The sequence below is a fragment of the Streptomyces sp. NPDC094448 genome (genome assembly GCF_044763775.1).
Taxonomy (GTDB): Bacteria; Actinomycetota; Actinomycetes; order Streptomycetales; family Streptomycetaceae; genus Streptomyces.
This window is the reverse complement of the sequence record NZ_JBIWGU010000008.1, coordinates 47,312-73,383: the sequence shown is the minus strand read 5'-3', so window position 1 is coordinate 73,383 and position 26,072 is coordinate 47,312. Positions and strand designations below refer to the sequence as shown.

Sequence of the window (26,072 nt, the reverse complement as noted above, 5' to 3'; positions counted from 1 at the left end):
CGCACCTGCGCGTGCCACCCGGTCGGGCGCGCCGCGACCCCGGAGGTCCGCCCCGGCGGGCGCTCCGGATACTGGTCGTATGAAGCTCAGCCGCCGCGCCTCCTGGTTCCTGCTCGCCTTCGGCGCGTGGAGCTGGTTCATCTGGGTCTCTTTCGTCCGCAATCTGTGGAAGGACGGCAGCGGGCTCGCCTTTGACGACGCCGGTGATCCCACCGGCTACTTCTGGGTCCATCTGGTGCTTGCCATCACGTCGTTTCTTCTGGGGACGGCCGTGGGAATCATCGGGTTCCGCGGGGTCCGGGCGGTACGGCGGGATCCGGACAGCACCGGAACCGCCGACCGGACCGAGCCCCGGACCCCCGCCGCGGCGCCGTCCGCACCCGGGTCCGGCGACGGCCGCTGACGACGACCGACGGTCCCCGTGCGGCTTCCCGCACGGCCTCCGGTGATGATCATCTTCGGTGATGGCCACCGCCGGGCACCAGAGGCGCCCGCGGCGCGTTGAGATGCCCGGAGGGGCCACCGGAGCCGACCGGCCCCCCGGGGGCCTGCGAAGCACGTCGGAACATGTCGGCACACGTCGGAAAGCAAGGGGAGCAGTCTGTGATCGTGGTCGTCCTGCTCGCGGTGGTCGCCGTGATCACCGTGCTCGCGGCAGCGCACTGGTACGTCTGGCGGAGACTGGTCCGCGATCTGACCACCGGCCGGAAGGCCAGGATCGCCGGGGCGGTGGTGCTGACCGCCCTGCCGCTGATCTCCGTCGCCGCCCAGTTCTCGGCCCGCTCCGGCGTCCCGTTCACGGTGCAGCAGATCCTCGCCTGGCCCGGCTTCCTCTGGCTGGCGGTGCTGCTGTATCTGGTGCTCTTCCTGGTGGCCGGGGAGGTCGTACGGTTCGTCTGGCTGCGGATCGCCGCGCGCCGCGACGCCCGGAGCACGACCGGCGAACCCGCGACCGGCGAACCCGCGACGGCCGAATCGGTGACGGTTGAACCGGTGACCGCCCCGGTCCCGGCCGCCGCCCCCGAGCAGCCCGCCCCCGAGCAGCCCGCCCCCGGGCCCGTCACCACGGCCGCAGCGGTGGAAGCGCCGGCCGCCGGGATCCTGACCGCCGAGGCACCGGCTGCGGCGCCCGCCTCCCCGGAGGGGGCCACGGACCGGTCCGCCGCGCGCCCGGGCGGTGTGTCGCGGCGCATGTTCGTCTCCCGGGTCGTCGGCGGGGGAGCGGCCGCCGCTGCCCTGGGGACCGTCGGCGTCGGTACGTACAGCGTGCTCAACGGTCCGACCCTGAAGCGAGTCACCGTTCCGCTGGCCAAGCTGCCCCGCTCGGCCCACGGCTACCGGATCGCCGTGGTCAGCGATATCCACCTCGGTCCGATCCTGGGCCGGGCCCACACCCAGCGGATCGTCGACACCATCAACTCCGCGAACCCGGATCTGATCGCCGTCGTCGGCGATATGGTCGACGGCAGCGTCGCCGACCTCGGCCCCGCTGCCGAACCGCTGACCCAACTCCGCGCCCGGCACGGATCCTTCTTCGTCACCGGGAACCACGAATACTTCTCCGGCGCCGAGCAGTGGGTGGACCACGTCCGGGAGCTGGGACTGCGGCCGCTGGAGAACGAGCGGGTGGAGATCGCGGCCGGGTTCGACCTCGCCGGGGTCGACGATCCGGAGGGCGAGCGCGAGGGCAAGGGACCCGACTTCGGCCGGGCGCTCGGCGACCGCGACCGCGGCCGTACCGCCGTACTCCTCGCCCATCAGCCCGTCGTCATCCACGACGCCGTGAAGCACGGGGTCGACCTCCAGCTCTCCGGCCACAGCCACGGCGGCCAGCTCTGGCCCGGCGAGTATCTGGCCGCGCTGGCGAACCCGACCGTCGAGGGGCTGGAGCGGTACGGCGACACGCAGCTGTACGTCACCCGGGGCGCGGGCGCCTGGGGTCCGCCGGTCCGGGTGGGCGCCGATTCCGATATCACCGTCGTCCAGCTCGCCTCCCGCCAGGCCTGACGGGGGCGGCGGGGGCCACCGTCACCTGCGGGCCGGTCCTCCGCCGGTACGGGCCGGGGCCGCCGGGAGGGTCACCGTCACCGCCAGGCCCGCTCCTGGGGCGGTCCGGATCCGTACCGTACCGCCGTGGACCTCGGCCACCGCCGCGACGATCGACATGCCCAGACCGCTGCCGGGTCCGCCCGTCCCGGCCCGGAAGAAGCGGTCGAAGATCCGTTCCGCGTCGGCCGGTGCCATCCCCGGGCCGTCGTCCGCCACCACCAGCCGTACCGTGCCGTCCGGACCCGGCCCCGCAACCACCCGTACCGGCGTTCCTTCGGGTGTGTGGACCCGCACATTGACCAGCAGATTCCCGACGAGCTGACGCAGCGACGGCTCATCACCGAGAACCACCGCGCCGCTTCCGCCCCCGGTGGCCACCGTCACCGGCCGCAGCGGCTGCTGGGCCCGGAGATCACCGGCCGCGTCGTGCGCCAGCTGCCCCAGGTCCACCGGCCCGAACCGGACCTCGGGCCGCTGGTCCAGCCGGGCCAGCATCAGCAGCTCCTCCACCAGCTTCGCCATCCGGTCCGCCTCCGTATGCATCCGGGACAGCGCCCGCATCCGGTCCTCCGGCGCCCGCAGCATCCCCCGCTCGTGCAACTGGAGATAACCCCGGATCGACGACAGCGGTGTCCGCAGCTCGTGCGAGGCGTCCGCGACGAACTGCCGCAACTGCGCCGCACTGCGCTCACGCGTCTCGAACGCCGACTCCACCTGGTGCAGCATCGCGTTCAGCGCCGTCCGCAGCTGTTCGATCTCCCCGACCGGATGCCGGCCCGGCGGGACCCGCCGGGTCAGATCGCCCTCCGCGATCGCCGACGCCGTCTCCACCATGTGCTCCAGCGGACGCACCAGATGCTTCGTACTCATCATCGTGGCCAGCGCGAGCACGACCAGCAGCACCGCCCCGGCCGCGGCGTCCACCTTCAGCGCCCGGCGGGTCGCGTCCTTCAGGGACTCGACGTCGGACGCGAAGAGCAGCACGGAATCGTCCGGGAGCCGGGCGGCGACGACCCGGTAGTCGGCGCCCGCGACCTCCACCCCGACGACCCTCTTCTCCGAGGCGAGCCCGGCCGGGTCCCGCACGGCCGCCGCCAGATCCAGCTGACGGCCGGTCGGCGGGTGCCGGGCGAACTTCGTGGGCCGCAGCTCCGGGTCCAGCGCCACCAGAACGGTGTTCGGCACCGGCAGCAGGGAGTTCGACTTCCCGGCCCCGGCCACATGCTCCAGCAGGGTCGACATCTCCTGGAACGACTCGATCTCCGCCCGGGTGAGACCGGTGCTCAGGATGGCTTCCCGGCCGGCCATCAGCTCCTGGTCGACCCGCTGGAGGAGATAGTGCTGCATCGCCAGCAGGCTGACCCCGGTCGCCACCACCACCCCGATCAGCAGCAGACACAGCGTGACCTTGGTCAGCTGGGTGCGCAGGGAGTGCCGCCAGTCGCGCCCGGCCCCGTCCCGGCTCCGCCCCGGCCGCCGCCCGGCGGCCCACCTCCGGACCCGCGCCGGATGCTCTATCCGCTCCCACTGGTCCTCTTCGGGTCCGGTCCTCATGCCAGCCCGTACCCGAGACCGCGCCGGGTGATGATCAACGGCGGTCCGAGCGGCGCCAGTTTCCGCCGCAGATAGCTGATGTACGTCTCGACCACCGTCGACTCCGCCGGATGCTGGTACTGCCACACATGCCGCAGCAACTGCTCCTTCGGTACCACGCGCCCCGCGTTGCGCACCAGGAAGCGCAGCAGGGCGTATTCGGTCGGGGTCAGCCTGACCGTGCGGTCGCCGCGCCGGACCGTGTACGTGGTCTCGTCCAGCTCCAGATCCCGGTAGCGCAGCGGCGGCGGCACCGGCAGCAGATCGGCGGGCCGGGTCCGGCGCAGTACGGCCCCGATCCGGGCGACGACCTCGTCGACGTTGAACGGTTTGGTGATGTAGTCGTCGCCGTACCGCAGCGCGCCCACGATCTCCGCGGACGCGTCACGGGCGGTGAGGAAGAGCACCGCCGTCTCGGGACAGCGGGTGCGCAGCTCGCCGCCGAAGGTCCGGCCGTCGCCGTCCGGCAGCATCACGTCGAGCAGGGCCGCGTCGGGCCGGGTCCGCTCGGTCAGCTGCCGGGCCTGCCGGAGGCTGCCCGCTGCCATCACGGCGAATCCGTGGTGGCGCAGGGCGATCGACAGGACGTCGGCGATGCCCGGCTCGTCCTCCAGGACCAGCACGGTCGCCCCGCCCACCGCCCCCGTCCGCTGCGCGTTCATGCCGTACGCCCCCTTCCGCCGGTACCAACCGCCCTCAGTATCGGCGCGGACGGCCCCCGGCGGGGGCGCACAGTCTTGGAGTTGCTTGAGAGTCGGGGCCGTACGCCGCCGCGGGCCCGCGCTCCGTCCGATGCTGAAGCCACCCGGAGGCCGACAGCGGGCCGACGGGCCAACTGGCCAACGGACCGACGGGGCAACGGACCGACGGGGCAACGGACCGACGGGGCAACGGGAACAGAACGGCGGAGGGAAGAACATCGTGGAGTCTCTGGCACGCTGGTGCTACCGGCACAGGCTGGTGGTTCTGGTGCTGTGGGTGGTGGCGCTGCTCGGACCGGGAGTACTGAGCAGTGTGAAGGGGTCGGACTACACCAACGACTTCAGCCTCCCGGACACCGACTCCCGGCGGGCGTACGACCTGATGGTCTCCGCGTTCCCGCATGCTTCGGGCGATCCGACGACGATCGTCTGGCGCACCGACGAGGGGTCGGCCCGCGATCCCGCGGTACGGGAGAAGCTGGAGCCCGCGCTGGCGGAGATCGCGGGCATGGAGGGCGTCGGCAGGGTCGTCAGCCCCTACACTCCGGCCGGGGCGGGCGCGATCAGTGCGGACGGCCGTTCCGCGTACGCCACCGTGGTGTTCACCGAGCGCGCCGAACAGGTGCCGAAGGAACTCGTCGAAGCCGTCATGGAGCGGGCCGAGGACGCCCGCGGCGACGGGCTGCGGGTCGAACTCGGCGGCCAGCCCATCGTGCACGCGGCCGGACCGCCGGGCGGCACCGCCGAGCTGGTCGGCATCGTGGCCGCCGCGATCGTGCTCTTCCTCGCCTTCGGTTCGCTGTTCGCGATGCTGCTGCCGCTGGTCACCGCCCTGTTCGGGGTCGGCATCGGGCTGATACTCACCGGGCTGATCAGCAACGGCACCGAACTGGCCACCGTCGCACCGCTGATCGGCTCCCTCGTCGGCCTCGGTGTCGGGATCGACTACGCCCTCTTCATCGTCACCCGGCACCGCCGGGGGCTGCTGAACGGGCGGCCGCCGGAGGAGTCGGCGGTCACCGCGCTCAACACCTCGGGCCGGGCCGTGCTGTTCGCGGGCGCCACGGTCTGCATCGCGCTCGCCGGAATGCTGGTCACCGGCATCGGCTTCCTCAACGGCATCGTCATCGCCGCGTCCCTGACGGTCGTGCTGAGCGTGCTGGCCGCCGTCACGCTGCTGCCCGCGCTGCTGGGGCTGCTCGGCATCCGGGTGCTCAGCCGCAAGCAGCGGCGGGCGCTTCAGGACACGGCACCCGCCGCTGCCCGGTCCGCGTCCGGTTCCGCCGGGGAAGAGGCCGAAGAGGCCCCGAGCGGTGGTGCCGCGGCCCGCTGGTCCGCGTTCGTCGAGCGGCGGCCCCGGGCCGTCGGAGCGGTGGCGCTGCTGGTCATGACGGTCCTCGCGCTGCCGGTGCTCTCCCTCCGCCTCGGCGCGACCGACCACGGCAACCACCACGAGAGCACCACCACCCGGAAGGCGTACGACCTGCTCGCCGACGGCTTCGGACCGGGCTTCAACGGCCCGCTCCAGATCGTCGTCGAGGGTGCCGCGCCCGCCGAGGTGACCGAGCTGGCCGAGCGGACCAAGGCGATGAAGGGGGTCGTACGGGCGGAGATCATGCCGGTTCCGCCGGGTACGGGGGTCTCGGTGATCGGGGTGGTCCCGGCCACGGCGCCGCAGGACGAGGCGACCTACCGGCTGATCGACGATTTGCGGTCCGACGTCGTCGCACCGTCCGGGCTGACGGGCCATGTCGGCGGAGTGACCGCCGTCTTCAAGGACTTCGCGGAGATCACGACGGACCGGTTGCCGTACTTCGTCGTCACCGTCGTGGCCCTGGGCTGTCTGCTGCTGCTGATCGCGTTCCGCTCACTGGGCGTACCGCTGCTGGCCGCCGTGATGAACCTGATCGCCGCGGCCGCGTCCTTCGGTGTGCTGGTCGCGGTCTTCCAGTGGGGCTGGGGCTCGGAGCTGATCGGCTTCGGCAAGGAGGGCCCGATCTCCGCCTTCCTCCCCGCGATCATGCTGTCGCTGCTCTTCGGCCTCTCGATGGACTACCAGGTGTTTCTGGTCAGCAGAATGCACGAGGAGTGGGTACGGACCGGGGACAACGCCAGGGCGGTACGGACCGGACTCACCGAGACCAGCCGGGTCATCAACTCCGCGGCCCTGATCATGATCTGTGTCTTCGCGGCGTTCGTCTTCAGCGGTGATACGGAGGCCGCGATGGTCGGTGCCGGACTGGCCGCCGCCGTCGCCCTGGACGCCTTCGTCCTGCGGACGGCCCTGGTCCCGGCCGCCATGCAGCTGCTCGGACGGGCCAACTGGTGGCTGCCCGGCTTCCTCGACCGGATTCTGCCGCAGTTCTCCGTGGAGCCGGCGGAAGACCCGCTTCCGGTGCCGCCGCCGCGGCAGGGGCAGGATGAGGCCGCGGCGGCCGGGCCGATGACCGCGGTGGGCGCCGAACGGCGGTAGCGGACGATCCGGTTCACCGCCGGTACGGGGGGACGGGGCTACGGGGACGGGGGCGCGGCCCGGCCGGGAGCGCCCCCGTCCCCGTACCCCCGTACGGAGGGCCCGGCCCTCCAAGCCCCCGCAGCCCCGTCCCGTACCGCCTCCGCCTCCGCTCCCGCTTCCGTGCTCTCGCCCGTACCCGCTTCCGCCGTGCGCTTCGCTGCCGTCTTCCGCGGCGACTTCTTCCGGTCCGCGGCCTCCCTGCGCGCCGCCACCCCCTGCGCCATCCCCGGCAGCAGATCCGTCAGCATCTCGTGCAGGTCGACCACCAGACCCCGCAGCACCCGGAAACGGGCCAGGACGATCCCCCGCGTGGTCAGCCGCGCCCCCTGGTCCGCCAGCCGCCTGCTCCGCTCGTGGCCCTCGGAGCGGTCGAAGACCCAGCACAGCACCAGGCCCATCTGCGAGAGCCACATCATCTCCGGAAGCAGGTCCTTCAGCTCGGCCGGGATCTTGGTCTTCGCCCCGGCCAGCACCTCCCGGTGGACCGCGATCGCCGCCTCCCGCGCATCCTCGGACTCCGGCGAGAAGGGGCTGAGCGGGGAGTCCGGATCGGCCGCGTTCTTGAAGAACTGGGCCGCGAACTCGTGGTACGGCTCCGCCACGTCCAGCCAGGCGTTCAGCACTCCCGACAGCCGGGCCGCCAGATCGGTCTCGGTGTCCAGCAGCGGGCGTACGGCGGCCCGGTGCTCGGCCCCGATCCGGTCGTAGAACCCCTGGACCAGGTGCTCCTTGGACGCGTAGTAGTAGTACGCGTTCCCCACCGAGACCCCGGCCTCCTTGGCGATGGCCCGCATCGTGGTCCGGTCGTAACCGCGCTCCTGGAAGAGCCGCAGCGCGGTTTCGAGGATCAGGGTGCGGGTCTGTTCGCTCTTGGGCGCGGCGCTGGGGGAGTTCTTCCGGTCGGTCACGCTGCCCGAGCCTAACCGGGTGGCGGACAGCGGTCGTCACAGGGCGACCCCTCGTCCGGGCTCCCGGCAGGCTCCCCGGACGTTCCGCCGAGCCCCCGGCCGGCCGCCCCCGTGGACTCCCGGTAGGCGGAGGCGGCGAGCACGGCGGCCCGGATGAACGGCTTCCCGGCGGGGGACACCAGCCAGGCCGCCTTGTCCCGGTGGTCGGCCAGCGCCCACAGGCAGACCAGGAACGCGGCGTCGTCCGTATAGACCTGCCCCCGGTCGCCGACGACCGTGATCCGGCGCAGGGTGGCCTGGTGGTCGAGGCCGGGGAACAGCTCCCGCGCCAGGGCCGATCCGGCGGGCACCAGGTCCAGCGGTACGAGTTGGCGCTGCCGTGCCAGCCAGTCCCGGACGTGGGCGCAGAGTCCGCACTCCGCGTCGAAGAGGACGGTGAGCCGGTGGACCGGGAGCCGGTGGACCGGGCCGCCCCGGCCGTCCCGGCGGCTCACCGCCCGGCCGGGGGCACCGGCGGCGCGTCCTCGGGTCCGGCCGTGGGCGGCCTGCCCGGGGCCTGGGGCCGGGGCTGCTCCTGCGGTCCGGGCCCGCGGTAGTGCGCGGCACGGCCCGGTGCCGCTCCGGCGGGTACGGGCGGCCCCCAGCCCATGGGCCGGTTGCCGTAGCCCGTCCAGCCCTGGGCGGCGACCGGCGGGACCGAATCGCGTTCCATCAGCCCGCGCCGCCGGATCCTGTTGAGGACGTAGACATTGGTCAGATGCAGCACGCCCAGGGCGAGCAGCACCACACCGAGCTTCACCGACAGGGCGTCGAACAGTTCCCTGGCATCGCGCACGGTCTGTCCGATCTTCAGATAGAGGGCGACGAAACCCAGGTTGACCAGGTAGAAGCCGACCACCAGCAGATGGTTGACCGCCTCGGCCAGCTTCTCGTCGCCGCCCATCACATCCGAGAGGAAGATCCGGCCGTTGCGGCTGAGGGTGCGGGCGACCCAGATGGTCAGCGCGACGCTGATGGGCAGGTAGATCAGGTATCCGACGACGTTGAGGTCCATCCCCCGACCCTTCTGAACGTGTTCAAAATTGCGGACGATGAAAAGATAGCCCTCTTTTTGAACATGTTCAACGCGGAATGAGTGCTTCCGGAAAGGGGGTTGGGAGCGGCCCGGCGGGAGGGCGCAGGACCGCGGTAAATCCCCGGGACCGCGGGCGCGGGCGCCGGGTAGAGTCCGGCGCGATGATCACCTATGACACGGCCGGTGCCCCGGGCTCCGCACAGAACGTCGTCCTGCTGCACTCGACGGTCTGCGACCGCCGGATGTGGGACGCCCAGTGGGCAGCCCTCGCGGCGGCCGGACACCACTTGGTCCGCGGAGACTTCCGCGGCTACGGCGACAGCCCCTGCGCGGACGCGCCCTACAGCGACGCGGAGGACGTACTGGAACTGATGGACGCCGTGGGCATGGACCGGGCCGTCCTGGTCGGCTCTTCCTACGGCGGCCGGACCGCGCTGGAGATCGCGGTCCGCGCGCCCGGCCGGGTAGCCGCCCTGGCGCTGCTCTGCGCCGGACTGCCCGGAGTCCCGGACAGTCCGGAGACGACCCGGTTCGAGGAGCGGGAGGCCGAACTCGTCGAGCGGGGCGATCTGGAGGAAGGCGCCCTCCTGGCCGCCCGGACCTTCCTCGGCCCCGAAGCGGACGAGGCGACCGTCAAGGCCGTGGCGGCGATGCAGGAGCACGCCTATGGGATGCAGCTCGCCTCGGGCAGTGAGCACTGGGGCGCCGGCGACTACGATCCGGGGGCGCTGACGGCCCTGGAGACCCCCGCCCTGGTGGTCTCCGGCGCCCACGATCTGCCCGAGTTCCTGGAGGCGGCGGACCGGCTGACGGCGCTGCTGCCGCTCGTCCGCCGGGAACATCTGCCGTGGGCGGGGCACCTTCCGGGCCTGGAGCGCCCGGACGAGATCACGGCCCTGCTGGCGGGATTCCTCGCCGAGACCGCCCGCCGGACGGACTGAACCCCCGGGCCCGCCGCATCAGGGCGGGGCGGCCGGACCGTCGGTGCCCCGGCCCCCGGCCCCGGTGCCCCGGCCCCGCTGTCCCGGTCAGATCGCGCTGATCGACCGCGCGTAGTTCACCTGGCTCATGACGTGCTGGATGGTGTGGGCGTTGTAGGCCGGGACCACCGTGGCGTGGTGCAGACCGCCGCCGGTGACGGTGGCCTGGATATAGCCGGTGGTCTTCTTCTCCTTGATGAGCAGGAAGAACAGCGACAGCAGACAGGTGAAGAGGGAGAGGACGACGGCCAGCGCGATGGCGTAGGGCGGGATCTTCTCCTCCGTCCGGGACAGGTCCGTGACGTTCCAGACCGAGCCCCGCAGCGGCATGCTCCCCGACGGAGTGACGATCGTGTCGTGCAGGACCGTGATGTCACCGATCGACACCAGGGGCATTCCGGCGCCGGCCATCCCCGCCGCGGCCACCCCGGCGCCCGGGGGCGGCCCGGCCGGAACCGGCATACCGGGCTGCGTCGGGTCGTAGCCGAAGGGGCCCGGATAGCCGTAGCCGGGGGCGGGATAGCCGTAGGCCGGTGTACCGGGTGGGGTGTCCGGACCCCAGTGGTACTCCGGCTCGCCCGATACGGGTGCCGGGCCGGGGTACGGCTGCGGATCCGGGACCGGGCCCGGGTGCTGGTTCGGATCGGGCAGGTTCATGCCGGTTCCCCGCTTCCCAGTGTTCGACTCGGTGAATCCTCTCAAGGCCTCCCCTCCGGGTGAAGGCCGTCCGGGCAACATCGGGGACATTTCCGGGACATTTCCGGGACGGGTACGACGGAAGAGGTACGGCCGAACGGGTAGGCGGACGCGTCCGGCGGGCCCGCCCCCATCGCCCCGACCGGCCGACGCTCCCCCCGCACCGCCCGGCCCGGCACGATCCGGCCGGGATACGGCAGAGGCCCCGTACCGCCCGCGGAAACGGGGGTACGGGGCCTCTGCCCGGACACGCTGTCAGTAGCGGCGGGTGATCAGCGCCCGCTTCACTTCCTGGATCGCCTTGGTGACCTCGATACCGCGCGGACAGGCGTCCGTGCAGTTGAAGGTCGTACGGCAGCGCCAGACGCCGTCCTTGTCGTTGAGGATCTCCAGCCGCTGCTCCCCGGCCTCGTCACGCGAGTCGAAGATGAAGCGGTGCGCGTTGACGATCGCCGCCGGGCCGAAGTACTGCCCGTCGTTCCAGAACACCGGGCACGACGTGGTGCACGCCGCGCACAGGATGCACTTGGTGGTGTCGTCGAAGCGCTCCCGGTCCTCGGCGGACTGGCGCCGCTCCCGGGTGGGCTCGTTCCCCTTGGTGACCAGGAACGGCATGACGTCCCGGTACGCCTGGAAGAACGGCTCCATGTCCACGACCAGGTCCTTGAGGACCGTCAGGCCCTTGATGGCCTCGACCGTGATCGGCTTCTCGGGGTTGATGTCCTTGATCAGCGTCTTGCAGGCGAGCCTGTTCTTGCCGTTGATCCGCATCGCGTCGGAACCGCAGATGCCGTGGGCGCACGACCGGCGGAACGTCAGCGTGCCGTCGAGGTCCCACTTGATCTTGTGGAGCCCGTCGAGGACCCGCTCCTTGGGGTCGATCTCCAGCTCGAAGTCCTCCCAGACCGCGTGCTCGGAGATCTCCGGGTTGAACCGGCGGATCCGGAACGTGACGGTGATGAGGTCCGTGGAGGCCGCCTCCGCCTCCACCTTGTCCAGGGTCGGGGTAGCCATCAGTACTTACGCTCCATCGGCTGGTAGCGGGTCTGGACGACCGGCTTGTAGTCGAGCCGGACGGTCTCGGAGCCGTCCTCGCCGACCTCGCGGTACGCCATGGTGTGACGCATGAAGTTGACGTCGTCGCGGTTGGGGTAGTCCTCGCGGTAGTGACCGCCGCGGGACTCCTTGCGCGCCAGCGCGGACACGGCCATGACCTCGGCCAGCTCCAGCAGGTTGCCCAGCTCCACGGCCTCCAGCAGATCCGTGTTGAAGCGCTTGCCCTTGTCCTGGACGGACACGTTCTTGTAGCGCTCGCGCAGCTCGGCGATCTTCTCGACGGCCGTCTTGATGGTCTGCTCGGTGCGGAACACCATGACGTTGGCGTCCATGGTCTCCTGCAGCTCGCGGCGGATGTCCGCGACCCGCTCGTTGCCCGTGGACTCGCGCAGGCCCTCGATCAGGCCCTCGACCAGTTCGGCCGGGTTCTCCGGCAGCTCGACGAAGTCGGCCTTCGCCGAGTACTCGGCGGCGGCGATACCGGAGCGGCGTCCGAAGACGTTGATGTCGAGCAGCGAGTTGGTGCCCAGGCGGTTGGCGCCGTGCACGGAGACGCAGGCGACCTCGCCGGCGGCGTACAGGCCCGGCACGACGGTGGTGTTGTCGGCCAGCACCTCGCCCTCGACGTTGGTCGGGATGCCGCCCATCGCGTAGTGCGCGGTCGGCTGGATCGGAATCGGGTCCGTGTAGGGCTCGATACCGAGGTAGGTCCGCGCGAACTCCGTGATGTCGGGCAGCTTGGCGTCGAGCTGCTCCGGCGGGAGGTGCGTCAGGTCGAGGTAGACGTGGTCGCCGTCGGGACCGCAGCCGCGGCCCTCGCGGATCTCCGTGTAGATGGAGCGGGAGACCACGTCGCGGGAGGCGAGGTCCTTCATGACGGGCGCGTACTTCTCCATGAAGCGTTCGCCGTCCTTGTTGCGCAGGATGCCGCCCTCACCGCGGGCGCCCTCCGTGAGCAGGATGCCCATGCGCCAGATGCCCGTCGGGTGGAACTGGAAGAACTCCATGTCCTCCAGCGGCAGCCCGCGCCGGTAGCAGGCCGCCTGGCCGTCGCCGGTGAGGGTGTGCGCGTTGGAGGTCACCTTGAAGAACTTGCCGGTGCCGCCGGAGGCGTAGATCACGGCCTTCGCCTGGAAGACGTGGATCTCGCCGGTCGCCAGCTCGTAGGCCACCACACCGGCGGAGTGCTTGACCCCGTCGACCTCGGTGATGAGCTGGTCGAGCACGTAGAACTCGTTGAAGAACTCCACGCCCTCCTTGACGCAGTTCTGGTACAGCGTCTGGAGGATCATGTGGCCGGTGCGGTCCGCGGCATAGCAGGACCGGCGGACCGGGGCCTCGCCGTGGTTGCGGGAGTGCCCGCCGAAGCGGCGCTGGTCGATGGTGCCGTCCGGGGTCCGGTTGAACGGCAGGCCCATCTTCTCCAGGTCGAGGACGGCGTCGATGGCCTCCTTCGCCAGGATCTCGGCGGCGTCCTGGTCGACCAGGTAGTCACCGCCCTTGACCGTGTCGAAGGTGTGCCACTCCCAGTTGTCCTCCTCCACGTTCGCCAGCGCGGCGGCCATACCGCCCTGCGCGGCGCCCGTGTGGGAGCGGGTGGGGTAGAGCTTGGTCAGCACCGCCGTACGGCTGCGCTTGGTGGCCTCGATGGCCGCGCGCATGCCCGCGCCACCGGCGCCGACGATGACGGTGTCGTACTTGTGGATCTTCATGAGGTGTCGTCAGCCCCGGCTCTAGCGGATGTTCGGGTCGAAGGTGAAGATCACCAGCGTGCCCAGCAGGATGGTGAACACCGTGGCGGTGTACAGCAGGCCCTTGAGCCACAGTCGCGTGTTCGGGCGCTCGGCGTAGTCGTTGATGACGGTACGCAGGCCGTTGGCGCCGTGCAGCATCGCGAGCCAGAGCATCAGCAGGTCCCAGACCTGCCAGAACGGGGACGCCCAGCGGCCCGCGACAAACGCGAAGCCGATCTTGGAGACGCCGCCGTCGAGGACCAGCTGGATGATCAGGTGGCCGATGACCAGGACGACGAGCACCACGCCGGACAGGCGCATGAACAGCCAGGCGGCCATCTCGAAGTTGCCGCGGGTGGAGCGCGGGGTCCGCCCGGTCCGCTTGCGCGGCGGTTCGATCAGCGGCGCCGGGTTGTCGACGTCGTACCCGTCGGACTGCGGACCGGTCTCGACGGGACCGATCGCGGAAGAGGTGTCAGCAGACATACCGGCGTCAGCCTCCGAAGACTTCGCGTGCGGCGTGACCGAGGACGGGGTACAGGGCGCCCGCCATCAGCACGATCCAGATGCCCATCACGGTCCAGAGCATCTGCTTCTGGTAGCGCGGACCCTTCGACCAGAAGTCCACGGCGATGACCCGGAGGCCGTTGAGCGCGTGGAAGAGGACGGCGGCCACCAGGCCGTATTCGAGCAGGGCGACGATCGGCGTCTTGTAGACGGCCACGACCTTGTCGTAGTCCTCTGGCGAGACGCGGACGAGAGCGGTGTCCAGCACATGAACGAACAGGAAGAAGAAGATGAGGACGCCGGTGACTCGATGAGCCACCCAGGACCACATTCCTTCCCGGCCGCGGTACAGCGTTCCAGCCGGCACGGAAGAACCCTCCGGGAGCGGGGACTGGGGCCTGCCGGCTTGGGTTGTCGGTCTGGCCCGGCCGGGTACGGTCCACCGGCCCCGGCCATCGTAGCGACGCTTTGTCGGTTCGTTCGCGCGGGGTCCTCCGGTGTGATCAAACCGGCAATCAAAGAGCCACGGACGGACTACGCAGGAGGGGGGTGCGGAACGGCCCCGGAAGCCCTCTCCGGGCGGGTGGCCGGGGGCGCGGGGCCGCGCCGGACGGCGGGTTGCCGGACACCTGCGGCCCGGTCGGGCGGAGTGCGTCCGTCCGGGGGAGGGGCAGGGGCGGACCGGTCCACCGGGCGCGGCGGGTTGCCGGCGGGCACTGGTGCACCGGGCGCGGCAGATCCACCGGACTCGCCACTCGCGGGGCTTATGGAACTCACCGGACTTATGCGGCTCAAGGAACCAATGCGACTTACCGGGCGCGGCGGCCCGGTGCCGCGGGACCGTTCCACGGCCGCGGCTCCGGTTCCGTACCCACGGCGGCGAGCTGCCGCAGCCGCGTCCGGGCGAGTCTGCGGAGCTGCTCGGCTGCGATCTCCCGCTCGTGTTCCGGTTCATGGGTCAGCCGCAGCCGGATGTCCGCGAGGACCTGGTCCACCTGCTCGTCCGGCCGGTAGCCGTCGAAGCTGATCACGAACGTGTGCCCGAACCTGGCCTCGTAGGCGTCCTGCGCGGCGGCCAGCGCCCTCAGGACGTGCGGACCCGGGGCGGCGTCCGGATGCGGGCCGGCGGGGTACTCGTCGGCCAGCGCCTCGGTCAGATCGCCGGGGCCGAGGTCGTAGCTCGCCTCGTCGGCGGCGGCCAGCAGGGCGCCGGTGTCCGGGTACGGGCGGTGGGCGGCCACCCGCTCGGCCCAGCGGGTGCTGCCGCAGCAGGCGAGCAGCGCGGCGACGGCCTCCTCCTGCGGTGCCTGGTTGAGCCGGGTCACCCCCGCCGGGGTCCGGTGCCCGTCCGGCGCGCTCTCCGGTGGCCGTACGCCCCCGGCCGTCCGAATCTGGTGCGGAGCGCCGCCCGTGCACCGGGGCGCCCCGGTGTCCCGCGGTCCGCCCGTGGCCCGGGGGCTGCCGGTGGCCTGGGCGGGTAAGACCGCCCGGGGCCCCCGCAGGGCATCCGGCAGACCGGTCCCGGTTTCGGCGTCGCTGAACAGCGTGGGCTCCTCGGGGCGGAGAACGGCAGGGGGTGCCGTGAGCGTCATCGAGTGCTGGTGAGGGAGGGGCGAATGGGACACAACGCTATCCAGGTGTACGAGTGGACGTCCGACGGATGCGCGATTTTCACCCGGACGGGAGGGTTTCAGACCATGTGATGGACGGAACATGGGCAGATCTTGACGCTCCTGACCGAATGGGCGACGAGGAATGAACGGTCGTGGGACGCACGGGCGACCGGACGGCCGAGCGGGGTGCGGACGGATGAGGCAGGAGGCGGCGGAGTGATAGGCAACGCGGTATCCGTGGAGCGACGGCGGGGCCGACCGATCCGGGACACGGCCCTCGGGGCCGTACTCCTCGCCCTCGCCTTGGGCGGGTGCACGGAATCCGGGGCAGGCGGCCCGGATTCCGGTGCCGGATCCGCACGGCCCTCCGTTTCACCGTCCCCGTCGCCGACCGTGCCGGGGCCGCCGTCGCCCGGTACGGACTCCCGCCGGCCGCTGTCGACGGCGCCCGCGACCGTGCCCGCGGTCGCCCGGCACGACCCCGGCCGCGGCCCCGGCTGGAAGCCCGGCCCCGGCTCCCGGGTCGTCGTCGCCCCGGGGGCCGGGCGGCTCGCCGACGAGGCCGGACTGCTCGCCCGGGAGCTGGGGATCCCCTACGCGGGCACCGCCCCCGTACGGACCGGTGATATCGAACTCGCGGTGGACGCGGGAGCCGCGGGCGGACCCGAGTCGTACACCATCACGACCGGCAGCGGCCGGACCCTGATCACCGGCCGCGACGAGGCCGGGGTCTTCTACGGCACCCGGACCGTGAAACAGGCGCTGCGCTCCGGGGGAGTGGTCCCGGAGGGCACCGTCACCGACGCTCCTGCCCGGCCCCAGCGCGGGCTGATGGTGGACATCGCCCGCAAACCGTTCAGCGCGCAATGGATAGAGGACCGGCTGCGCGAGGCGGCGGATCTGAAGATCAACCAGTTCGGGCTCCACTTCTCCGACGACCAGGGGTTCCGTATCGAGTCCACGACCCACCCCGAGGTCGTATCGGCGGAGCGGCTGATCAAGGCCGAGGTACGCCGGATCCTGGCGCTCGCCGCGTCCCTCCACATCACCGTGATTCCGGAGATCGACTCCCCCGGCCATCTCGGCGCGGTGCTGAAGGCCCATCCCGGACTCCGGCTCAAGGACGCGGCCGGACGGCCGGTGCCCGGGGCCGTCGATATCGGGAACCCGGCGTCCGCCCGGCTCGTCGACGAACTCCTCAGGGAGTACGCGGAGCTGTTCGACGGCCGCTACTGGCATCTCGGCGGTGACGAATACCAGGCGCTGACCAGGAAGAACCCCGAGGCGTCCTTCCCGGCGCTGGCGGCCCTGGCCCGGGAACGGTACGGCCCGGCGGGACGGGTGGCGGATCTGGCCACCCAGTGGGTGAACGACCGGGCGGCCGTGGTGCGCTCCCTCGGCCGGGTGCCCAAGGCGTGGAACGACGGCTTCTTCCGCGGCGGCCGGGTCGCCGTCGACCAGGATGTCCAGGTCGAGTACTGGACGGGCAAGGAGATCGGGGCCCGGCCGCCGGAGGAGTATCTGGAGGAGGGACGTCCGGTGGTGAACCTCAACGACGAGTACCTCTACTACGTCCTCGGCGAGCCCAACGACTTCACCTATCCCACCGGCCGCCGGATCTACGAGGAGTGGACCCCGCTGGTGCTGCGCGGCACCCGGCCGGTGCCCGGACGGTACGAGGAGCGGATACTCGGCGCCCGGTTCGCCGTCTGGTGCGATCTGGCGGGCGCGCAGACAGCGGAACAGGTGGCCCGCGGAATCGCGCTGCCGCTGGCGGCGACCGCCCAGAAGGTATGGGACGAGCGGGCCCCGGCACGGAGCTGGCCTGAGTTCGAGGCACTGGCCCGACGCGTGGCCGGATCCTGACACTGCCGCGGTTGTCGGTTCTGTTTTCATGCGCCTCCGAGGGCGGCCGCGTTCTCGGGAGGCACCGGTCCCGGGCCGCCGTATCACGGCGCGGCGGGGATTCCGTTTGGACGCCGAGCCGCTCCGGGGCGTACCGTCCGCACACGCCCGTGGCCGGAAGACAGCGTGTCGTCCGGGGGAAACGGCCTTGGCGTTCGGCTGGTGCCGTCCGCGTACCGCTCCCGTTCCCGGCGCTCCTTGTCGTACCGCTGTTGCTCTCTGGGGGGCCGGAGCCATGACTCTCTGTTCCATCTGCCAACGGAATACCGCCGCGACCGGGCAGGGGTTGTGCGCGCAGTGCGCGGCCGGCGCCACGATCGCCGGACAGTCCGGCCCCGCGCAGCCGGGGCCCGGCTACGGCGGCGCTCCCGTGCCGCCCCCGCCCGCGGCCCCCGGATACGGCGCTCCGGCCTACCCCGCCCCGCCGCAGTACGGAACCGCCCCCGCCTTCGTCCCGCCGGCCCGCCCGGTCAAGGCGCCCTGGGGGCTCGCGTACGCGGTGATCGTGCTGCTCTGCATCGGCGCCCTCGTCGACCTCTTCGCGATCGGTGCCTCGTTGGGCATGCAGGAGCTGGCGGACGACTTCCGGAGTTCGCCGTTCTCCGTCACCCAGGCCGAGGCCGACGACGCGGACGACATGATGATGATCGCGACCCTGCTCAAGGGGCTGGCGCTCCTGGTCACCGGTGTTCTCTTCATCATCTGGTTCGCCGTGGCCCGCGGCAACGCGGCCGTCTTCGCACCCGATGACACGAAATGGGGCCGTGGCTGGGCGGTCGGCGGCTGGTTCATCCCCTTCGCCGGCCTGGTGATTCCGCGTCTGGTCGCGGGAGCCGTCTGGAACGGGAGCCGGCGGAGCCTGCCCGAGGGCGGCGCCGCGCAGCGGCCCACGATTCTCACCGTCTGGTGGATTTTCTATGTGCTCGGACTGCTGACCTGGCAGGTCGGCTTCCAGCGCTACGACGAGGCGAAGACGCACGACGAACTGGCCTCCGGCGCCGGATGGCTGATGACCGCCGACATCGTCAATATCGCCGCGGCCGTCCTGGCGATCCTCGTCGTACGGAAGATCACGGGTATGCAGGCGGAAAAGGCGGCCGCGGGAGCCATGGCTCTGCATTCCCCTATGCCGCCGGTGCCGCCGATGCCCGGGATGCGCTGACGCACCGCCGCGAGGCCGGGGCGGGCCCGGCAGTGCGGGCCCGCCCGGGGGAGTGCGGGCCCACACCGCGTCCCCGGGGGCTCGAACGGAGTGTCACAAGGCATCCGCAAGCCACTCTCCGGGTGGCCCGAATGTAACAGAGGCCCGGCGTAAGTGTGTACGATCCGGGCCGAGTTGGCGGAGGAGCAGCGGGGTACGCCATCACCCCGCCCCCGCCGGACGACCGCCCCGGCCCGTTCGGGCCATGGCTTTTCCCCCTCCGGAGAGAGTAGTTTGCGCCACCAGTGCGCTGATGGAGTGAGCGGCCGATGCCGCGATGGGAGGCGTCCGGTGACGTCCGAAGACCTGAGTGACCTGAGAGAACTCATGGTGCGTGCCGATGAACGCGCCCTGGCCGCGAGCGGGGTGGCCTGTCTGGAACGCTGCCTTCCGCTCCTCGGTGACGAGGTCGCGGGTCCGGAGGCGCTGCGCCCGCTGTGGGCCGGCCTCGCCAACGGCCCGGCCCACTGGGCCGTACGCCTCGCGGAAGCGCGGGAGCTGCTGAAGGGCCCGCCGGAGCGGGACACCGGGGCCGGTGCGGACCCGGCGGAGGCGGACGGCGCGGCGGGTCTCGACGCGGCCGACGCCGTACGCGCCATGCTGGACACCGCCCCCGCGGCCTGGTCGGCGGCCCCGCTGCGGGCCTGGGCGGGCGACTGCTCCGTCACCGCCCTCGCCCTCCACCGCCGCCTCGGCGCCGGCCCCCTCGACGACCCCGCGACCCCGGCCGTCGACCCGCTCTCCACGGGTGAGCTGCGGCGGCAGATCCGGATGCTGGAACTGCTGGCCGCGGGCGAGGGCCCGTCCGGACTCCGCCAGGCCCTGAACGCGGCCACCGAGGGCCGCCGCGTCCTGTCCGCCGCCCTCTCCCGCCGCGCCCGCGGCACCGGCCGCGCCTGAACCGGAGCGGGGTGCGGGATTCCCAAGGCTGGGACTGGCTCCCGGCGAGTAACTCCAGTACGACGGAATCCGTCTAAGTCCACTTCGACGGAATCCGTCGCAGTCGATGTGTACAGAAGAGTCAGGGAGGCCTGCTGGGTAAGCCGGATGACGTCGATGGGCCTCTTACCGGCCTGGTCGACCGCAGTGACGACCTCCTCGTCGTCGATCTCTTCACCCTCTGCAGCATCTGATTCACAGCTCTCTGCGGTGCCTGAGCCAGGCTTGGGCCGCTGCGTCTACCCGTGCTGTCCAGGGGTCGGACTCCCCGGCGGTGATCTCGGACCAGAGGTTGGCGTTGGCCACGGCGAAGGCAGTGACGGCAGCATCCGGTGCATTACGGAACGCGGGAATCCGCTGGGCCGTCCGTTCCGCCGCGAATGGTCGGTGTCGGCCAGCCGCGATGAGCCAGATGACCCAGTACGCGGCATCCAGCCAGGCGGCTCCGCGGGTGGCCCAGGCCCAGTCGACCAGTCGGGCCCGTCCATCGGCGACGATGACGTTCTCGTTGTTGAGGTCGGTGTGGCACAGGGTGTTCCCGCGGAAATATTCGAGGTCCGAGGTCGATTCCACGTAGCTGCCGAGCCGTTGCTCGGCGAGACGCAGCTCAAGCCCCTCGTCGGCCTGCACGGTGGACAGGTGGGTCAGGAGACGAGCCACCAAGGGGAGGTCGACCGAGCCTGGACGGTAGTCGGCATGGTGTCCGTCGATCGCGTCGAAAACGTTCAGGTCCCAGCCGTCCGCGACCTCGCGCCAGCGGAGGGTCGGCCCGGCCGATTCGGCAACCAGTGAATTGACCGACGCTTCACGGGCCTGGGTCCATACCCGTGGATGGTCCGTACGCATTCCCTTGACATAGAAAGCGCCTTGGGATGTGAGGACGCGGGCAGCGACATCGGAGTTGAGCCCGCCCGAGGCGTTGGTGATGCCGATGATGGGCCCGAGCCGCTGGGCGAGCGCGGTCACACGGCCGGCGGGCAGATCTTCGAGAGGGATGCGCGCGGTAGCCACAGAGGCACCGTGTCATAAAGAGGGGCGCCGGGCCCGCCTTCCTGACGGGCCCGGCGCCGGTTGTCACATTTCAGTTGTAGGGGTTGTCGTCGCCACAGCCGGTGGCCGCGTCGGAGGCAAGAGCTTCGAGATCGTCGACAACGACGGCCTCAAGCGGTTCTCCGGCCGGGGCCGGAGAAATGCTGATCTCGACGGGGAACGTCATGCTTGGTTGTCCTTCCTTCCGTGTTGGCAGTACCTTTCGAGTGGTGCCTTCGCTGCCTGGAAAGCCTTGGCCATGGGGCGGCAGACCCGGCAGGTTCCCGAGAGCGTGCAGCCCCGGCACTCTCCGGTGCGAAGCATTTGGGCATCAGCGATGCCGGGAAGGCGCATGAGGCCGTGGACGCCTTCGCACATGAGGTCGATCGGATTCTCGCGTCCGACCTTGCACATGGTGGCCTTGCCCCAGGGGTCGGCATGGAAGAAGGTGCGCCCTGCCGGGCAGCCGGTGAAGACGGGAGTGCGGTCTCCATGACCGGGAGCCTGAGTAGCCAGCGGATCGGGTCGGCCGTCGTAGGTCGGCGAAATGCTCGCGTACTCCTTGTACGACCGTGCGTATTCATGGGCGATCTTGCGCATGGCATCGAGTTCGTGGGTGTTGTCCTTGGTGACGACGAGCGCGATCTCGACGGCGATGCCCGCGTTCCGTACTGCGCTCAGCCCGCGCATGACCAGATCGAACGCTCTGGGTGTGCGGGTGACCGCTCCTGCGGATTCCTTGCTCGCGCCGTAGAGGGAGACCACGACCTTCTGCGGAGGATGGGAGCACAGGAGGTCGATGATCCTTGGATCGTGAAGCCGCGATCCATTCGTGAGCAGGTCAAGGAGCAGGCCGAGCCGAGACGCGTACGCCCAGGCGCGGTGGAAGTCACGGTCGATGGTGGGTTCGCCGCCGGTGAACTGGAGCCATAGGGCTCCCGAGTCCCGAATGATGTGCAGGAGCCGCTTCTTGTCGTCCCAATTCAGGCCCTCGAAGGTGCGCTGCGCGAGATAGCAGTGCTCGCAGTTGAAGTTGCAGCCCTTGTTGATCTCCCATGTGGCCCGGCTGTACCCGAGCATGGAGACGGGCCGGATGAGGACGGTCTCGACGGTTGCCTGCCCGCCGATGTCGAGTCCCCAGGCGGCCTCGGCCTTGTCGCACAGCCATGCCGGGACCGGAGCCCGGCTCTCCGCTGCTGACTTCAGCGTGTGGAACTGTGCGGCGGGAATCAGAACACCGCCGGGCGCTCCGGGGCGAGCCACGATGTACCGAGGGCCCTGCTGGGCCGCTATGAGCTGATGCACCGTTCGGACTTCCTCTCGTGCGGGTACGGGCGGTTACACGTTGCTGCACGCAGGTTCGGAAACTGTGGTGGCAGGGGATGGGGTCAAGAGTCGAGGGAATCGGTGCGCTCGACCTCGCGGTCCACCATGAACTCAATTTCGGCAATGCAGTGTCGGCATGCGTACATAGCGGATGTCCTGCCTGCTGCAGACACGGGACCTATCCAGATCACGGGTACGTCCGGACGGCGGCAATAGAGCCAGCAAAGTCCTGATTCCCAACGGCGGCCGTCGAAGTTCCGAGAATTGCCCGGCGGATCCAGGGCGGTTGCTTCCAGTTCCTTCGAGCTGTCGTGAGGCGGCACGATCAGCTTTCATGCTCAGTGGTAGGGGACGCGACCAGATCCGCCCACACGATCTTTCCCCAGTGCTTCTTCTCGCAGCCCCAGGCGCGGCTCAACTCACCAATGATGCGGAGGCCGCGGCCTGTCACATCGGTCTCGCAGGAGGGGCGCTCCTTCGGTAGAGCGTGGGACTCGTCGGCCACGCCGATCCTTACGGTGTCCCCGCCACGCCGTTCCACGCCGAGTGTCAACTGAAGGCATCTCGTGTGACGGACGACGTTCGCCACGAGCTCGGTAACGACTTGCGTCCCGTCTTGCTCCAGCCCTGACAGACCCCATGCGCTCAAGGCGGTGGAGACCAGGGAACGGGCCTGGTGCGCAACGGCCGGCGAGAGGGGAAGGCGCCGGGTGTAACCGTGAGTGCCCACCGCTTTGGCGCGGATGGAGTCGGTGGCCCCCTCGCCTAACGGTGTCAGTGGGGTGCTGCTTTGGCGTGTTGTCATGTCGGCCTCGGAAAGGGTCGAAGGGGTTTTCGCTCTCAGATGCGGCCGGGACCAGGGCCTGCCGGGAGGGCACCCGGGATGCGGGAGGTTGCCCACGCAGGGGAATCCGGCGATTCCGCAGAGTTACGGACCGTCATGACGAGTGTGCATGCGCAGAACGAAGGTTGCAAGCTTGGGGTGTCAATCCCCAAGTGAAGTATGGTTGTTCGCATTCATGGGGTGCCCGAATGGTCGAGCTCCCCACCCGAGTGGGAGAGTGCCGACCCCGATTGCCCGTCGCCCGCACCCGGATGAGGACGTTCCACACCCTCAAGGGGGTGCGATACACCCGCCGGTTGAGAGACCATCAATCAAGCGAGAGAGTGAGTCCGCGATGCCGACCATCCCCCTGGTTCCAACTGTTCGCAGGCGAAGGCTCGGAAGCCAGGTTCGGCGCTACCGCAACGACGCCGGCATGAGCGCAGAGGCGGCGGCCAGGGCCATGGGCTGGGACCCGGGCAAGCTGTCGCGGATCGAGCATGCCAAGGCGGCGCTTCAGCCGAAGGATGTTGCACCTCTGCTCGCGCTCTACGGGGTGACCGAGGAAGCGGCGGTTGTCGCATTGGTGGCAATGGCGAAGGATGCAGGCAGAAAGGGTTGGTGGACCTCGTACAGCGATGTGGTGGCATCGTCCTATGCGGACCTCATCGCCCTGGAGGCGGATGCCGAGGGCATTCGAGAGTGGTCGCCCTATCTCGTGCCCGGGCTACTCCAGACCCCTGCTTACGCTCGCGAAACCATTGCGGCGCACGCTCTCACCCGGACTCCGCAAGAGGTTCATGCCCTCTCGGAGGTCCGAGTGGCCCGGCAATCGGTCCTCAGCCGTCCGGGCGGCGAGCCCCTGCGCTACGTTGCGGTCATCGGTGAGGCGGCCCTGCATCAGAGGTTTGCCAGTCGGCCGGAGACGATGCGAGACCAGATCCGGCGCCTCATCGAAACGACCGAGGTCCCCGGAATCACCCTTCAGGTCATGCCGCTCGATGCCACGCCGCACCCGGGTGGAGCGGGCGGCTTCAGTCTCTTCGGGTTCGCCCAGCCCCTGCCCGGGGTCGTGCAGATTGAGAATCTGAAGGGAACCAGCTACGCCGAAGGTGACGAGATCCGGTTGTTCGACGACGCCTTCGGACGCATCGTTGGTGCCGCGTTGTCAACCGATGATTCGCTGGCTTTTCTGCAAGGAATGGAGAAGAGGTACTACAGATGAACAAGTCCAGGCCGGTGCTCCTCGCGAAGGATTTCCCCGGAGTCAAGTGGCGCAAGGCGAGTGCCAGTGCCGGTGAGGGAAACTGTGTGGAGGTTGCGGAGTGTTCGGCAAGCGGCATCGACCTGAACGGTGTCATAGTTCGCGACTCGAAGAATGCGACCGGCCCTGTGCTTCTTTTTGATTCCGTCGCCTTCTCGGCCTTCATTGCCGGTTTCGCTCAAACCGACTGCTGCTCGGTTCCGCGCTCGTAGACCGTCCGGTTCGTCGCCGAGGCTGCTGGTGGTGCACCCGTGATACCGGGTGGGCCACCGGCAGCGGCATCACGCGGTGCAAGCCGACCGGTCCGTGCCGGGCGGCATCGCCGGACCGTCCGGCGGGGAGAGCTGAACCATGCTCAGACGAACCCTCCTTGCCACCTCCGGCGCCGCCGCCTTCGTGGCCGTCGTGCCCTCTGCCACCGCGAATGCCGCCGCGCCCCCGATCAGCCCGGAGCTCACCACCCGCGACCCCCAGGCATCACTGAACGCCCGCGCCGTGTACGCCCACCTGGTCGCCTCGGAGAACGCCGCGCGCGCCGGAAACGCACCGAGGACGATCATCGGGCAGCACATAGAAGCCCAGAACGAGCTCTACAACCCGCAGTACGGCGACACCGGCGGTGCCACCTTCGTCGGCTACTACTACAACAAGGCGCGGGCCGTCACCGGCAAGCTGCCGGGTTTCGTCGAGATCGACCTGGGACCCGGATACGGCAGCGGCAACGGCTGGGGCATCCACACCCCGCGCTCCTACAACCAGCACCTGGACCTCCCCTCGGGGCAGCGGCAGTGGCGGTACGTCGACGACGCCGTCGACCTCGCCTTCGGCATCTGGAAGGGCCTGCCCCGCCCCGCGGACGGCACCTACAACCCCAGCGGCACCATGACCGGTGTCGACGGCCGGGCCTTCCAGATCGCCAACGGCGGGGCCGCGGCCGGAATGGTCGGACTCAGCTTCCACCAGCCCTATCCGGGTTCGTCGCTGAAGGACTTCAGCCAGGTCCTCACCCAGGTCGCGGGCCGGCGCCCCGGCGACGTCGCCGGCTACCCGCCCGCCACGATCACCACCGACCAGGCGTGGTTCGACCTGGTCGTCGACTGGGCCGCCGACACCCCGCAGTACCGGGCGCTCCTGGCCGACCTGGAGATACTCGCGGCCAACCTCTCCTACTTCGCCGCTTACGACATCCCGGTGCTGCTGCGCCCGTACCACGAGATGAACGGCGCCTGGTTCTGGTGGGGCGGCAAGACGCCGGCCTCGTACAAGAAGCTGTGGGCGATCACGTACGACTACCTCGTCAAGACCAGGGGCCTCCACAACCTGATCTTCGTATGGTCCCCCAACGCCTGGACCCCCAACGGCAGCAACGTGCCCTGGAGCTACTACCCGGGCGCGGATCGGGTGGATGTCGTCGCCGTCGACGACTACAACGCCCGGTACGGCTCCGGGGGCGGTACGCCCGAGAGCCCGGACTACACCAACATCTACTACCGGGGGCTGGTCGACTACGCCAAGCCCCGCATGCTCGCCGAGACCGGATACGTCCCGATCACCGCCCGTACGGACACCGCCCCCGCCACCAACGCGCTCGACGCCAGCCCATGGGTGATCTGGAACGTCTGGGGGGATCGGCTCACCTCAAGGAACTCGAACGCGGACGTCAAGGCCACCTACTACGCCGGCGGCCAGGTCTGGACCGGGGGGTCCGGCACGGGCTACGGCCAGAACTTCGACTGGGGTTCGATCCACGGCCACTGACCCGGTCCGGGCGCCCGTACCCGTGAGACACCCCTCACGCGGTCGCGCCGCCGAGCGCCCCCCGGGGATCGCGTCGGGCGCGGTCGGGAGCAGCGGTCCCGGGAAGGCCGCGGACAGCGCTCGGCGCACGGGCCACACGGTTGTCGCCGGGCCGCCGGACAGGGCATCGCCGCAGCTCGCAGCCGTAGAAACACGGAGACGACCGGGACCACCACCCCCCACAGGAGAGGCCCCGGCCGTCGTCCGCAGGGTCCGCGGTACGGCCCCGTAACCCACTCTGCGCCGGGCGGGCCATTTCTGTCACAGCCCTTCCGTACAGACTCGTCCGGAATATTGTTGCAAGTTGTACAAACCATGGACGGGGCGCCTTGCCACGACGTAGCGTGCTGGTCTCGTAGGAG

Annotated in this window: 23 protein-coding genes and 2 pseudogenes; 10 read left to right on the top strand and 15 right to left on the bottom strand. The window is 70.4% G+C overall.

What is annotated here, in order from left to right; all coding sequences use genetic code 11:
- Window positions 1-79: 79 nt before the first annotated feature.
- Both ACIQ9E_RS16875 and ACIQ9E_RS16870 read left to right on the top strand, forming a co-directional pair.
- Window positions 80-310 (top strand): annotated as a pseudogene (locus ACIQ9E_RS16875) (SCO4848 family membrane protein); the annotation flags it as partial.
- Window positions 311-603: 293 nt separating this feature from the next.
- Complete coding sequence (locus tag ACIQ9E_RS16870; RefSeq protein ID WP_403707546.1) at window positions 604-2,007, top strand: metallophosphoesterase; 1,404 nt, start codon at window positions 604-606, stop codon at window positions 2,005-2,007.
- Between the two features lie 21 nt (window positions 2,008-2,028).
- Here the strand turns inward: ACIQ9E_RS16870 and ACIQ9E_RS16865 are convergent, their stop codons facing one another.
- Both ACIQ9E_RS16865 and ACIQ9E_RS16860 read right to left on the bottom strand, forming a co-directional pair.
- A complete protein-coding gene (locus ACIQ9E_RS16865) occupies window positions 2,029-3,603 on the bottom strand; it encodes a sensor histidine kinase (RefSeq protein ID WP_403707544.1) in 1,575 nt (524 codons plus the stop codon).
- On the bottom strand, window positions 3,600-4,304 hold the full coding sequence (locus ACIQ9E_RS16860) for a response regulator transcription factor (RefSeq protein WP_403707542.1): 705 nt from the start codon (window positions 4,302-4,304) through the stop codon (window positions 3,600-3,602). Before ACIQ9E_RS16860 ends, ACIQ9E_RS16865 begins: the two co-directional genes overlap by 4 nt.
- A 259-nt stretch (window positions 4,305-4,563) precedes the next feature.
- Between ACIQ9E_RS16860 and ACIQ9E_RS16855 the strand changes: the two genes are divergently transcribed.
- Window positions 4,564-6,816 (top strand): MMPL family transporter, encoded by a 2,253-nt coding sequence (locus tag ACIQ9E_RS16855; RefSeq protein WP_403707540.1) that lies wholly within the window; start codon window positions 4,564-4,566, stop codon window positions 6,814-6,816.
- A gap of 38 nt (window positions 6,817-6,854) precedes the next feature.
- Here ACIQ9E_RS16855 and ACIQ9E_RS16850 read toward each other — a convergent pair whose 3' ends face one another.
- From ACIQ9E_RS16850 to ACIQ9E_RS16840, 3 genes and pseudogenes are all read right to left on the bottom strand, one after another.
- Window positions 6,855-7,766, bottom strand: coding sequence for a TetR/AcrR family transcriptional regulator (locus tag ACIQ9E_RS16850; RefSeq protein ID WP_403707538.1), 912 nt, complete (start codon window positions 7,764-7,766; stop codon window positions 6,855-6,857).
- An 11-nt stretch (window positions 7,767-7,777) separates the two neighbouring features.
- Window positions 7,778-8,260 (bottom strand): thiol-disulfide oxidoreductase DCC family protein, encoded by a 483-nt coding sequence (locus ACIQ9E_RS16845; RefSeq protein ID WP_403707536.1) that lies wholly within the window; start codon window positions 8,258-8,260, stop codon window positions 7,778-7,780.
- A 125-nt stretch (window positions 8,261-8,385) separates the two neighbouring features.
- Window positions 8,386-8,820: pseudogene (locus ACIQ9E_RS16840) on the bottom strand (hypothetical protein); the annotation flags it as partial.
- A gap of 182 nt (window positions 8,821-9,002) precedes the next feature.
- On the opposite strand from ACIQ9E_RS16840, the gene ACIQ9E_RS16835 reads away from it, so the two are divergent.
- Window positions 9,003-9,782 carry an alpha/beta fold hydrolase gene (locus ACIQ9E_RS16835; RefSeq protein ID WP_403707534.1) on the top strand — a complete coding sequence of 260 codons (780 nt, stop codon included), beginning with the start codon at window positions 9,003-9,005 and terminating at the stop codon, window positions 9,780-9,782.
- 87 nt (window positions 9,783-9,869) lie between these two features.
- Here the strand turns inward: ACIQ9E_RS16835 and ACIQ9E_RS16830 are convergent, their stop codons facing one another.
- The 6 genes from ACIQ9E_RS16830 to ACIQ9E_RS16805 all read right to left on the bottom strand — a co-directional run bounded on the left by ACIQ9E_RS16830 (window position 9,870) and on the right by ACIQ9E_RS16805 (window position 15,405).
- On the bottom strand, window positions 9,870-10,478 hold the full coding sequence (locus tag ACIQ9E_RS16830; protein ID WP_403707532.1) for a hypothetical protein: 609 nt from the start codon (window positions 10,476-10,478) through the stop codon (window positions 9,870-9,872).
- A gap of 294 nt (window positions 10,479-10,772) precedes the next feature.
- Window positions 10,773-11,531, bottom strand: coding sequence for a succinate dehydrogenase iron-sulfur subunit (locus ACIQ9E_RS16825; protein ID WP_403707530.1), 759 nt, complete (start codon window positions 11,529-11,531; stop codon window positions 10,773-10,775).
- The gene (gene sdhA / locus ACIQ9E_RS16820) at window positions 11,531-13,285 is read right to left on the bottom strand and encodes a succinate dehydrogenase flavoprotein subunit (protein WP_403707528.1); all 1,755 of its coding nucleotides are present in this window, start codon (window positions 13,283-13,285) and stop codon (window positions 11,531-11,533) included. The genes ACIQ9E_RS16825 and sdhA overlap by 1 nt, the downstream gene beginning before the upstream one ends.
- Window positions 13,286-13,306: 21 nt before the next feature.
- Window positions 13,307-13,792, bottom strand: a complete 486-nt coding sequence (locus ACIQ9E_RS16815) for a succinate dehydrogenase hydrophobic membrane anchor subunit (protein ID WP_006347092.1) — start codon at window positions 13,790-13,792, stop codon at window positions 13,307-13,309.
- A 7-nt stretch (window positions 13,793-13,799) separates the two neighbouring features.
- Entirely contained in the window at window positions 13,800-14,180 is a 381-nt protein-coding gene (sdhC, locus tag ACIQ9E_RS16810; protein WP_078902167.1) for a succinate dehydrogenase, cytochrome b556 subunit, read from the bottom strand.
- Window positions 14,181-14,622: 442 nt separating this feature from the next.
- Window positions 14,623-15,405 carry a 2-oxo-4-hydroxy-4-carboxy-5-ureidoimidazoline decarboxylase gene (locus ACIQ9E_RS16805; RefSeq protein WP_403707526.1) on the bottom strand — a complete coding sequence of 261 codons (783 nt, stop codon included), beginning with the start codon at window positions 15,403-15,405 and terminating at the stop codon, window positions 14,623-14,625.
- 258 nt (window positions 15,406-15,663) lie between these two features.
- On the opposite strand from ACIQ9E_RS16805, the gene ACIQ9E_RS16800 reads away from it, so the two are divergent.
- The 3 genes from ACIQ9E_RS16800 (at window position 15,664) to ACIQ9E_RS16790 (ending at window position 19,432) form a co-directional block, all read left to right on the top strand.
- Window positions 15,664-17,292: a glycoside hydrolase family 20 protein gene (locus ACIQ9E_RS16800; RefSeq protein ID WP_403708124.1), complete on the top strand. Its 1,629-nt coding sequence runs from the start codon at window positions 15,664-15,666 to the stop codon at window positions 17,290-17,292.
- A 274-nt stretch (window positions 17,293-17,566) separates the two neighbouring features.
- Window positions 17,567-18,493: a DUF4328 domain-containing protein gene (locus ACIQ9E_RS16795; RefSeq protein ID WP_403707524.1), complete on the top strand. Its 927-nt coding sequence runs from the start codon at window positions 17,567-17,569 to the stop codon at window positions 18,491-18,493.
- A 330-nt stretch (window positions 18,494-18,823) separates the two neighbouring features.
- Window positions 18,824-19,432: a hypothetical protein gene (locus ACIQ9E_RS16790; RefSeq protein WP_403707522.1), complete on the top strand. Its 609-nt coding sequence runs from the start codon at window positions 18,824-18,826 to the stop codon at window positions 19,430-19,432.
- A gap of 234 nt (window positions 19,433-19,666) precedes the next feature.
- Here ACIQ9E_RS16790 and ACIQ9E_RS16785 read toward each other — a convergent pair whose 3' ends face one another.
- From ACIQ9E_RS16785 to ACIQ9E_RS16770, 4 genes are all read right to left on the bottom strand, one after another.
- The gene (locus tag ACIQ9E_RS16785; protein ID WP_403707520.1) at window positions 19,667-20,482 is read right to left on the bottom strand and encodes an aminoglycoside phosphotransferase; all 816 of its coding nucleotides are present in this window, start codon (window positions 20,480-20,482) and stop codon (window positions 19,667-19,669) included.
- Between the two features lie 70 nt (window positions 20,483-20,552).
- Window positions 20,553-20,687: a hypothetical protein gene (locus tag ACIQ9E_RS16780; RefSeq protein ID WP_403707518.1), complete on the bottom strand. Its 135-nt coding sequence runs from the start codon at window positions 20,685-20,687 to the stop codon at window positions 20,553-20,555.
- The gene (locus tag ACIQ9E_RS16775; protein WP_403707516.1) at window positions 20,684-21,805 is read right to left on the bottom strand and encodes a radical SAM protein; all 1,122 of its coding nucleotides are present in this window, start codon (window positions 21,803-21,805) and stop codon (window positions 20,684-20,686) included. The genes ACIQ9E_RS16780 and ACIQ9E_RS16775 overlap by 4 nt, the downstream gene beginning before the upstream one ends.
- 346 nt (window positions 21,806-22,151) lie before the next feature.
- Window positions 22,152-22,331 carry a hypothetical protein gene (locus ACIQ9E_RS16770; protein ID WP_403707514.1) on the bottom strand — a complete coding sequence of 60 codons (180 nt, stop codon included), beginning with the start codon at window positions 22,329-22,331 and terminating at the stop codon, window positions 22,152-22,154.
- Window positions 22,332-23,004: 673 nt separating this feature from the next.
- On the opposite strand from ACIQ9E_RS16770, the gene ACIQ9E_RS16765 reads away from it, so the two are divergent.
- From ACIQ9E_RS16765 to ACIQ9E_RS16755, 3 genes are all read left to right on the top strand, one after another.
- Window positions 23,005-23,874, top strand: coding sequence for a helix-turn-helix domain-containing protein (locus tag ACIQ9E_RS16765; protein WP_403707512.1), 870 nt, complete (start codon window positions 23,005-23,007; stop codon window positions 23,872-23,874).
- Window positions 23,871-24,125: a DUF397 domain-containing protein gene (locus tag ACIQ9E_RS16760; protein WP_403707510.1), complete on the top strand. Its 255-nt coding sequence runs from the start codon at window positions 23,871-23,873 to the stop codon at window positions 24,123-24,125. Before ACIQ9E_RS16765 ends, ACIQ9E_RS16760 begins: the two co-directional genes overlap by 4 nt.
- 139 nt (window positions 24,126-24,264) lie before the next feature.
- Complete coding sequence (locus ACIQ9E_RS16755; protein ID WP_403707508.1) at window positions 24,265-25,671, top strand: glycoside hydrolase family 26 protein; 1,407 nt, start codon at window positions 24,265-24,267, stop codon at window positions 25,669-25,671.
- Window positions 25,672-26,072 lie beyond the last annotated feature (401 nt).

Coding starts and splice junctions, on each gene's coding strand:
- ACIQ9E_RS16865 (WP_403707544.1), bottom strand. CDS start 3,603: ATGAGGACCGGACCCGAAGAGGACCAGTGGGAGCGGATAGAGCATCCG.
- ACIQ9E_RS16860 (WP_403707542.1), bottom strand. CDS start 4,304: ATGAACGCGCAGCGGACGGGGGCGGTGGGCGGGGCGACCGTGCTGGTC.
- ACIQ9E_RS16835 (WP_403707534.1), top strand. CDS start 9,003: ATGATCACCTATGACACGGCCGGTGCCCCGGGCTCCGCACAGAACGTC.
- ACIQ9E_RS16830 (WP_403707532.1), bottom strand. CDS start 10,478: ATGAACCTGCCCGATCCGAACCAGCACCCGGGCCCGGTCCCGGATCCG.
- ACIQ9E_RS16825 (WP_403707530.1), bottom strand. CDS start 11,531: ATGGCTACCCCGACCCTGGACAAGGTGGAGGCGGAGGCGGCCTCCACG.
- sdhA (WP_403707528.1), bottom strand. CDS start 13,285: ATGAAGATCCACAAGTACGACACCGTCATCGTCGGCGCCGGTGGCGCG.
- ACIQ9E_RS16815 (WP_006347092.1), bottom strand. CDS start 13,792: ATGTCTGCTGACACCTCTTCCGCGATCGGTCCCGTCGAGACCGGTCCG.
- ACIQ9E_RS16805 (WP_403707526.1), bottom strand. CDS start 15,405: ATGACGCTCACGGCACCCCCTGCCGTTCTCCGCCCCGAGGAGCCCACG.
- ACIQ9E_RS16795 (WP_403707524.1), top strand. CDS start 17,567: ATGACTCTCTGTTCCATCTGCCAACGGAATACCGCCGCGACCGGGCAG.
- ACIQ9E_RS16780 (WP_403707518.1), bottom strand. CDS start 20,687: ATGACGTTCCCCGTCGAGATCAGCATTTCTCCGGCCCCGGCCGGAGAA.
- ACIQ9E_RS16765 (WP_403707512.1), top strand. CDS start 23,005: ATGCCGACCATCCCCCTGGTTCCAACTGTTCGCAGGCGAAGGCTCGGA.
- ACIQ9E_RS16760 (WP_403707510.1), top strand. CDS start 23,871: ATGAACAAGTCCAGGCCGGTGCTCCTCGCGAAGGATTTCCCCGGAGTC.
- ACIQ9E_RS16755 (WP_403707508.1), top strand. CDS start 24,265: ATGCTCAGACGAACCCTCCTTGCCACCTCCGGCGCCGCCGCCTTCGTG.